Genomic DNA, 7,979 nt, shown 5'->3' with positions numbered 1-7,979 from the left:
CCGCAGGTTCACCCTGGCATAGGTGAGACCCCATGGATCAGCTCCGCGCGCGTACTCTGCAACCTGCAACGGGATCGCACGCTCGAGCGCCTCGACCTGGCCGACATGGCAGGACTGGCGGCACGCGGCGACAGTCAGCGTCCTGGTGCGCTCGCCCTCCCAGCGAATGCCACACCTGCAGCGAGCCTTCCACGTGCCATGCTCGTCACGATAGGCAGTGACGACGTGATCGCGAGTAGTGGACATGATGACCTCCGGAGTCCCGGAGCCCCACACGTGGGGCTCATAACGGTTCTCACGGGGGTCTAAACTCGCCCGGAGTTGGAGAAAATGCCTGCTAATCAGGCGTTTTCTCGCGTGGACCTGAGGGGACTCGAACCCCTGACCCCCTGCATGCCATGCAGGTGCGCTACCAGCTGCGCCACAGGCCCGGATGCTGCCCCGAGAGGCAACTACAACAGATTACTACATCGGCGGGCGGCAGCCGAACCGACGCAGCATCCGTCCTCAGTCGGTTACCGCCCGCGCCGGCCGATCGATGGGCACGACCGGGCAGTCCTTCCAGAGCCGCTCCAGGCCGTAGAAAGCCCGCTCCTGCTCGTGGAACACGTGAACGACCAGATCGCCGAAGTCCAGGAGAATCCACCGGGATTCCTGGCGCCCCTCCCGACGCAGACGCTTGTGACCGACCTCGAGCAGCTTCTCCTCGATCTCGTCGGCGATCGCGGCGACATTTCGCTCGCTGCGACCGGTCGCGAGCAAAAAGATGTCGACAAGAGGGAGCGGCTCCGAGACATCCAGCGCCACGAGATCTTCGGCGCCCGTGGCCTCCGCCGCGGCAGCGGCAATCGCGAGCATCTGCTTCGATACGTCGGTAGCCGTCACGCGCGCGCCTCCGCGCCCGCGCGAAGCGACCAGCCCGGGCAGCGCGTCATGAGAAGACTCCGGTTGCGAAGGCGAGGATCAGGACGCCTACGAGTGCCAGTGCAAGTACCCCGGCGGTGATCGCCAGGGTCAGCATGAGTCGCGATCCCTTCTCGGGCACAGGGGGTTTGATGATCTCGGCTGTCGTTTTGACGGTGCTGATCGCGGCGCTGGCAGCAATCGGCGTCGGCGACGAGTGCTGCGGGAGTTCCCCGTCGGCAAACGTCGCATCGATGTCGAGCGCCTCGGAAGTGCCAGGCATCTGACCGGTCGTCGCGAAAAGGTCGGGAAGGGCCAAGCTGCCGGTGACCAGCACCTCTCCTGTCGCGTTGACCGGCGCGGTGATGCCCTGCGGCGGTGAATCTGTCACGATCAGCGCGCTGCCAGTACCGGTCGATCCCGCGCTCGGACGGGAGATGAGCTGGTCGAAACTCGGGCGCGGGTCGGGTTCGGTGGCCATGCCCGCAAGCAGTGCAGAGCCAAGCTGCGGACTCACCGTGCCGCGCTCTACGGGTTCGTCAGAGGCGAGCCCCGCGGCGGCTTGCGAGATCGGATGCTCCTCCGGCGACGCCGGCGGAACCGAAACGAAGGGCGCCCTGTGGTCACCGTCAGTACCGCTCACAGTCTGGGCATCCGTGTTCCCGGTGCGCTCCCGCACACGTCGGCGGGTCAGCGGCGCCCCGTCGGCTGCGACCGTCGGTCCGGTCGGGCTCGAAGTCGGAAGCTCGTCAGCCGATGAAGATCCCTCAGCTGCCGCGGACGTGAACTCGCTCGAGGAGTCAGCTGGCGCTGCAGGCTCGGAAGCGTCTGCTGTCCCGCCGCTGGCGGATGCCTGGTCGCTCGCAGAATCAGCCGAGACCGGCTCGTGCTCGGCATCCTGGTGATCATCAGTGTCGACCGACGTCTGAACCGGCGTTGGAGTGGGCGACGCGTTCTGTGCCGGGGGCATGATCGGTGTGCCCTCGGGCGTCAGGATCGGGGTTGCACCCGTGCTGCGGAGCTCCCGAAGCTGCCGACGCGTCAACGGCTGGTTCGGTTGCTGCTCATTCGTCATTCGTTGCTCCGATACAGATGGTGCTTCGCAATGTATTGGACGACTCCGTCAGGAACGAGGTACCACACGGGGTGTCCCCCACGAACCCGTTCCCGACAGTCCGTCGACGAGATCGCCAGCGCGGGGATCTCCAATTGGCTGACGTCCTCGACGGGAAGCCCGTCGGTGTTGAGAACGTGCCCGGGTCGAGAGACGGCGACAAAATGCGCCAACTCCCACAGTTCATCATGATTTCTCCAGCTGAGGATCTGCGCTATGGCGTCCGCGCCGGTAATGAAGTACAAATCCGCGTCTGGATTGAGTCGCTGCACGTCGCGCAGCGTGTCGATCGTGTAGGTCGGGCCGTCGCGATCGATATCGACACGACTCACCGAGAAGCCGGGATTGGATGCCGTCGCAATCACCGTCATCAAATACCGGTGTTCGGACTCCGTGACCTCGTTCTTCTTCTGCCACGGCCGTCCGGTAGGGACGAAGACGACCTCGTCGAGTCCGAAAGAGTCGGCGACTTCGCTTGCCGCGACGAGGTGACCATGATGGATGGGATCGAACGTCCCGCCCATCACCCCGATTCGGCGTGCTCGTGCTGCCGACATCGGATGCCTAGTGGCCGTGCCCCGATCGCTGCAGCTCAGCCGCGTGGGTCTTCGCGTACGCTTCCGCCTTGTGCGCGTGGCGGTTAGCGACGTTGCGGTACGACGCAGTCACGAGCGCCAGAAGTCCGAAGACGGCCAGAGCGATGATCCCGAAGATGACGGTCTCCAATGCCACGTTGCCGTGGTGCTCCGACTCTTCTGCGGCGAAGGCAAGAAGCGAGACGAGGGTCATTGAAACTCCGTTCGTGGCTGCGGCGACAAGTGCGCCTACCCAGCTTAGCTCTCAGCCGCGCACCTGACCGGCACCGCGCACCAGCCACTTCGTGCTGGTGAGTTCGGGAAGCCCCATGGGCCCCCGTGCGTGGAGCTTCTGCGTCGAGATCCCGACCTCGGCCCCGAAGCCGAACTCGCCCCCGTCCGTGAAGCGCGTCGAGGAGTTGACCATAACCACCGCAGAATCCACCTCCGCGAGGAACCGCTCAGCCGCGGCAGGATCCTCGGTGATGATCGATTCGGTGTGCTGCGACGAATACGTGCGGATGTGCTCGAGCGCGGCATCCAGATCGTCGACGACACGGATGGCGACATCGAGGCTCAGGTACTCGGTTGCCCAGTCGTCGGGTGTGGCGGGGATGACGCCCTCGGCGCGAGCCGACACGTCGGCGTCACCATGCACGGTCACGCCAGCGGCCTGGAGCGCGCCGACAAGATCCGGCACGAGGCGGTCAGCGGCGCCACGGTGAACCAGCACCGTCTCGACGGCGTTGCACACACTCGGCCGTTGCGCCTTGGCGTTGACGACGATATCCAGTGCCCAGTCAGCTCGCGCGCTCTCGTCGAGAACGATGTGAACAAGACCGGCCCCGGTCTCGATGACGGGAACTGTCGATTCGGTGACGACAGTCTCGATAAGTTGGGCGCTCCCCCGCGGCACGAGCACATCGATCAGGCCACGAGCCTGCATCATCGCCCGTGCGCCATCACGACCGAAGTCATCCACTGTCTGGATTGCCTCGGCATCAACACCGACGCTTTCGAGTGCAGCCCGCATGCTCGCGATGAGTGCCCGGTTGCTGTTCTCGGCGGCAGAGCCGCCGCGCAAGACGACGGCGTTGCCAGAGCGCAGCGCAAGCGCAGCGATGTCGACAGTCACGTTGGGGCGCGCTTCATAGATGGACCCGACCACACCGAACGGCACCGCTACCTTCGTCAGCGACAGGCCATTCTCGAGCCGACGCTCGTCAAGCACCCGACCAACCGGATCCGGAAGCTCAGCGACCTCGCGCACCGCTGCCGCCAGTGCCGCGACGCGGGCGGGATCGAGCCTTAGCCGGTCCTGGAGCGCCTCCGAAAGCCCGGTCTCACGACCCCGGTCCACGTCTGCCGTGTTTGCCTCGACGATCACGCCGGTATCGGCTTCGAGTCGGTCAGCCACGGCGTTCAGCATCTCGGCCTTCTGCGCCGCAGTGAGAAGACCCACCGTGCGCGCCGCTCGCTTGGCGTGTTGCATCCGTTCCCGAGCACCGGTGACGGCATCCGTCGGTGACATCAGCGTGGTTGACATGGGAGCCAGCCTACCGATCGACGGTGATGGGCCCGGTGAGAGCAGAGGCAACCGGGTGTGGGTTCGGAGCAAACCACGTGCCGATGTTCTCGCCGCGCAGCGCCTCGTCAACGCGATCGGCGCTGGTGACGAGAACGCCAACCCCGGCACCGGCAGCCAGCCGCGCCGCGGAGACCTTCGTGGCAGCGCCCCCGGTCCCGACGCTGTTGACGACCACCGATCCGAACTGGAAGCCGTGCAGATCATCGCCGGGTTCCACACGGTGAATGGGGGTTGCGCCAGGCTCGTCCGGCGGCCGCGTGTAGAGCGCTTCGATATCGCTGAGCAGCACCAGAGCGTCAGCGCCGACGAGTTGGGCTACCAGGGCAGCAAGTCTGTCGTTGTCACCGAAACGGATCTCGTGCGTAGCGACAGTGTCGTTCTCGTTGACGATCGGAAGGATGCGAAGTCCCAGCAGCCGCTCCATGGCTCGCCGTGCGTTCGAGCGGTGTGTCGCGTTCTCGAGATCGCCGGCAGTGAGCAAGACCTGCCCGGCAAGGATGCCGAACCTGTCGAGGCTGGTCTGATATCGCCACATGAGCACGTTCTGCCCCACCGCAGCCGACGCCTGCTGGGTCGCCAGGTCATCCGGCCGCCCGTCGAGCTTCAGAAGCGGAAGAGCTGTCGCGATAGCTCCCGAAGAGACGAGAACGACTTCGGTGCCGCGCTCGTGAGCGGCGGCGATCGCCGCAACGATAGCGTCGATGCGCCAGGCGTGTTCACCGCTGATCGACGATGATCCGACCTTGACGACAACTCGTCGGCAGCCGAAGAGGCCTTCGCGCTCGGTCACAGTCACTGCTCGTCGTCCTCCGCCTCGCTTCGTGCTGCCAGCCGCTCGGCCTCGAGTTCCTCGCGCGCCTCGGCCTTCGCATCCATCCGCTCGTGGTAGCGCTCGCGCCGTTGCGCGGTAGTACGCCGCGAGTTCTGGTCGAGTCGTGGATCCGTGCCGCGCGGTGCAGTCATGAGCTCTGCCACCGAACTCAGCGAGGGCTGCCAGTCGAAGATCACTCCGTCATCCCCACCGATGACGACAGTTGCGCCCGGTGTTGCTCCGAGTCGGTACAACTCGTCTTCGACGCCGAGCTTCTCGAGCCGGTCGGCGAGGTATCCGACGGCTTCGTCGTTCTGGAAGTCGGTCTGTTGGACCCACCGAAGAGGCTTCGCGCCCAGAATGCGATAGATCGGGCCGTACGTGCCGCCCTCAACGCGAACCGAGAAGTCCTGCTCAGCACCACGCGGGCGGATGACGACACGTTCGGGCTTCGGCGTGTTGGCCTCCGCGGCCCGGTGCTCGGCGACGATGGATGCCAGCGCGAAGCTCAGTTCGCGGAGGCCAGACCGGCTCACCGTCGAGATCTCGAAGACGCGGTACCCACGTGCTTCGAGTTCCGGACGCACCAGATCGGCGAGATCCCGAGCCTCGGGCACATCAACCTTGTTCAGAGCGATGACCTGGGGGCGCTCGAGCAACGGCAGTTGCCCCTCAGGGACCGGGTAGGCGGCAAGCTCCGCGAGGATCACATCGAGATCCGTGAGAGGATCCCGTCCCGGATCGAGCGTCGCGCAGTCCAACACGTGCACGAGCGCCGTGCAGCGCTCGACGTGCCTGAGGAACTCCAACCCCAACCCGCGCCCGCTGCTTGCCCCCTCAATCAGTCCGGGCACATCGGCGACGGTGAAGCGCACGTCACCGGCTTCGACGACACCGAGGTTCGGGTGGAGGGTTGTGAAGGGATAGTCCGCGATCTTCGGGCGTGCGGCTGAGATGGCGGCGATCAGACTGGACTTTCCCGCGGAGGGAAAACCGACCAGTGCAACATCAGCCACGGTCTTCAGCTCGAGGACGACGTCGCCTTCCCAGCCGGCGGTCCCGAGAAGCGCGAAACCGGGCGCCTTGCGCTTCGGTGAGGCGAGCGAGGCATTGCCGAGACCGCCGAGGCCACCCGGCGCCACCACATAACGCATACCGGGCTCGATGAGATCGACAAGCACCTCGCCCGACGGGTCTTTCACGACAGTACCCAGGGGAACCGGAAGCTCTATGGATTCGCCGGCAGCACCCGATCGGTTGTCTCCCATTCCGAACCCGCCGTTCCCGCCGGATCGGTGGGGCGAATGGTGGTACGACAAGAGCGTCGTCACCTGCGGGTCGGCAACCAGCACGATGTCACCGCCGTGGCCACCGTTGCCGCCGTCGGGACCGGCGAGCGGCTTGAACTTCTCACGGCGTACCGACACGCATCCGTTGCCGCCCTTGCCCGCACGAAGGTGCAGGGTGACGCGGTCGACGAAAGTGACCATGCGCTTTCTCCTGTCTTCGGATGGCTTACGGGGCCGGATGACGGGAAGGGGCGAGCCGAAGCCCGCCCCTTCCGAAAACTGATGTCAGCTGCAGATCACTCCGCGGCGGCCACCACGTTGACGACCTTGCGGCCGCCCTTGGTGCCGAATTCGACAGCGCCAGCCGAGAGGGCGAAGAGCGTGTCGTCGCCGCCACGACCAACGTTGGCGCCGGGGTGGAAGTGCGTGCCGCGCTGACGAACGAGGATCTCGCCCGCGCTCACGACCTGGCCGCCGAAACGCTTCACGCCCAGTCGTTGGGCGTTGGAGTCACGACCGTTACGGGTAGAGCTTGCGCCCTTTTTGTGTGCCATTACTGCGCCTCTTCCTGGGTCTTACTTGATGCCGGTGACCTTGACGCGCGTGAGGTCCTGGCGGTGCCCCTGGCGCTTCTTGTAGCCGGTCTTGTTCTTGAACTTCTGGATGACGATCTTCGGGCCGCGCTCTTCGCCGAGAACCTCGGCTGTCACGCTCACCTTGGAGAGCTTCGCAGCGTCGGTCGTGACGGTGTCGCCGTCCACGAGCAGCACTGCCGGAAGCTCGACCTTGTCGCCGACCTTGGCGGCGAGACGGTCGAGAACGACGATCGTGCCGACCGAGACCTTCTCCTGGCGGCCGCCGGCGCGCACTACTGCGTAAACCACTTCACACCTGTTTCTTCTGGGAGCACAGTGCTCCGGTCTGTCTGAGGGGCCATCCGTGGGGATGACCGCTGCGGTGCGGAACCGAGGCCCTGACGTGCCGCCGTCCGGAACGCGGCACACGACGCACCAAAGGAATACTTTACCTGATGCGGCACCGTAGTAGCAAAGCGACGCGCACCATCGCCGCCCCGCACTGACCACCACCTATGATCGGCCCGTGACGATTCTGATCGACGACCCGCGCTGGCCGGCGCACGGCAGGTTGTGGTCACATCTGATCAGCGATAGTGACCTCGCCGAACTCCATGAATTCGCCGAGCGGAACGACATCCCCCGCCGCGGTTTCGACCGTGACCACTACGACGTGCCCGCCGAGGCCCACGAGAGGCTCGTGGCGGCCGGGGCGAAGCCCGTCGACGGCCATACCCTCGTTCGCGCCCTCATCGCGTCAGGGCTGCGTGTGACGGCACGCGAGCGCCGCCACGGCACCTAGCAACGACTGTCAGGACTCGTCGTCAGAACCCGTCGGCGTCGCAGACACGGGAGTGCCGGTCAGCGCGGCAGTCGTCACACGACGCCTCCCGCGTCCCTGACCCGGCGCCTTGGGTTCGGGAAGGGCGTTGAGCACAGAATCGAGGAGCAGTTCCTTCTCGGACTTGGGCTTCTCGGTTTCTGTCTTCTTCTTGCGGCGCTTGGGCTTCTCGGGTGCCGACTCACTCGCTTCCTGCACCGCCGCCACGACGACTTCCTCAACGGTCGCCGCATCGACCGGGGCGTGAATCGTGGATGCCGCAATCTGCGCAAGGGCCGACTTC

11 protein-coding genes, 1 tRNA gene and 1 pseudogene are annotated in these 7,979 nt (G+C 65.6%); 1 reads left to right on the top strand and 12 read right to left on the bottom strand.

The window, feature by feature from the left end:
* From Q1V87_RS14335 to rplU, 11 genes are all read right to left on the bottom strand, one after another.
* The coding region (locus Q1V87_RS14335; RefSeq protein WP_300594287.1) for a hypothetical protein at positions 1-246 on the bottom strand (246 nt) is incomplete at its 3' end.
* A 112-nt stretch (positions 247-358) separates the two neighbouring features.
* Positions 359-431: transfer RNA gene (locus Q1V87_RS14330), tRNA-Ala, on the bottom strand.
* Between the two features lie 76 nt (positions 432-507).
* Positions 508-885: a ribosome silencing factor gene (rsfS, locus tag Q1V87_RS14325; RefSeq protein WP_300594284.1), complete on the bottom strand. Its 378-nt coding sequence runs from the start codon at positions 883-885 to the stop codon at positions 508-510.
* 46 nt (positions 886-931) lie between these two features.
* The gene (locus tag Q1V87_RS14320) at positions 932-1,978 is read right to left on the bottom strand and encodes a hypothetical protein (RefSeq protein ID WP_300594281.1); all 1,047 of its coding nucleotides are present in this window, start codon (positions 1,976-1,978) and stop codon (positions 932-934) included.
* Positions 1,975-2,574 carry a nicotinate-nucleotide adenylyltransferase gene (gene nadD, locus Q1V87_RS14315; protein WP_300594278.1) on the bottom strand — a complete coding sequence of 200 codons (600 nt, stop codon included), beginning with the start codon at positions 2,572-2,574 and terminating at the stop codon, positions 1,975-1,977. Before nadD ends, Q1V87_RS14320 begins: the two co-directional genes overlap by 4 nt.
* Positions 2,575-2,581: 7 nt before the next feature.
* Positions 2,582-2,806, bottom strand: coding sequence for a hypothetical protein (locus Q1V87_RS14310; protein WP_228178960.1), 225 nt, complete (start codon positions 2,804-2,806; stop codon positions 2,582-2,584).
* 51 nt (positions 2,807-2,857) lie between these two features.
* Positions 2,858-4,138 (bottom strand): glutamate-5-semialdehyde dehydrogenase, encoded by a 1,281-nt coding sequence (locus Q1V87_RS14305; protein ID WP_300594275.1) that lies wholly within the window; start codon positions 4,136-4,138, stop codon positions 2,858-2,860.
* Between the two features lie 10 nt (positions 4,139-4,148).
* Entirely contained in the window at positions 4,149-4,976 is an 828-nt protein-coding gene (proB, locus tag Q1V87_RS14300; protein WP_300594272.1) for a glutamate 5-kinase, read from the bottom strand.
* Positions 4,973-6,481, bottom strand: a complete 1,509-nt coding sequence (gene obgE, locus Q1V87_RS14295; RefSeq protein WP_300594269.1) for a GTPase ObgE — start codon at positions 6,479-6,481, stop codon at positions 4,973-4,975. Before obgE ends, proB begins: the two co-directional genes overlap by 4 nt.
* Positions 6,482-6,576: 95 nt before the next feature.
* On the bottom strand, positions 6,577-6,834 hold the full coding sequence (gene rpmA, locus Q1V87_RS14290) for a 50S ribosomal protein L27 (RefSeq protein ID WP_292709323.1): 258 nt from the start codon (positions 6,832-6,834) through the stop codon (positions 6,577-6,579).
* A 21-nt stretch (positions 6,835-6,855) separates the two neighbouring features.
* Positions 6,856-7,164 carry a 50S ribosomal protein L21 gene (gene rplU / locus Q1V87_RS14285; RefSeq protein WP_195691534.1) on the bottom strand — a complete coding sequence of 103 codons (309 nt, stop codon included), beginning with the start codon at positions 7,162-7,164 and terminating at the stop codon, positions 6,856-6,858.
* A 217-nt stretch (positions 7,165-7,381) separates the two neighbouring features.
* Between rplU and Q1V87_RS14280 the strand changes: the two genes are divergently transcribed.
* Complete coding sequence (locus Q1V87_RS14280; RefSeq protein WP_300594263.1) at positions 7,382-7,657, top strand: DUF4031 domain-containing protein; 276 nt, start codon at positions 7,382-7,384, stop codon at positions 7,655-7,657.
* A 9-nt stretch (positions 7,658-7,666) separates the two neighbouring features.
* Here Q1V87_RS14280 and Q1V87_RS14275 read toward each other — a convergent pair.
* Positions 7,667-7,979 (bottom strand): annotated as a pseudogene (locus Q1V87_RS14275) (ribonuclease E/G); the annotation flags it as partial.

The organism is Microbacterium sp. (assembly GCF_030149085.1).
In the GTDB taxonomy this organism is placed as follows: Bacteria; Actinomycetota; Actinomycetes; order Actinomycetales; family Microbacteriaceae; genus Microbacterium.
The sequence above is the reverse complement of the archived record's forward strand: the minus strand, read 5'-3'. Positions and strand labels throughout refer to the sequence as shown.

Excerpts from the sequence above, each read along its gene's own strand:
- Q1V87_RS14320 (WP_300594281.1), bottom strand. The coding sequence starts at position 1,978 with ATGACGAATGAGCAGCAACCGAACCAGCCGTTGACGCGTCGGCAGCTT.
- nadD (WP_300594278.1), bottom strand. The coding sequence starts at position 2,574 with ATGTCGGCAGCACGAGCACGCCGAATCGGGGTGATGGGCGGGACGTTC.
- Q1V87_RS14310 (WP_228178960.1), bottom strand. The coding sequence starts at position 2,806 with ATGACCCTCGTCTCGCTTCTTGCCTTCGCCGCAGAAGAGTCGGAGCAC.
- Q1V87_RS14305 (WP_300594275.1), bottom strand. The coding sequence starts at position 4,138 with ATGTCAACCACGCTGATGTCACCGACGGATGCCGTCACCGGTGCTCGG.
- obgE (WP_300594269.1), bottom strand. The coding sequence starts at position 6,481 with ATGGTCACTTTCGTCGACCGCGTCACCCTGCACCTTCGTGCGGGCAAG.
- rpmA (WP_292709323.1), bottom strand. The coding sequence starts at position 6,834 with ATGGCACACAAAAAGGGCGCAAGCTCTACCCGTAACGGTCGTGACTCC.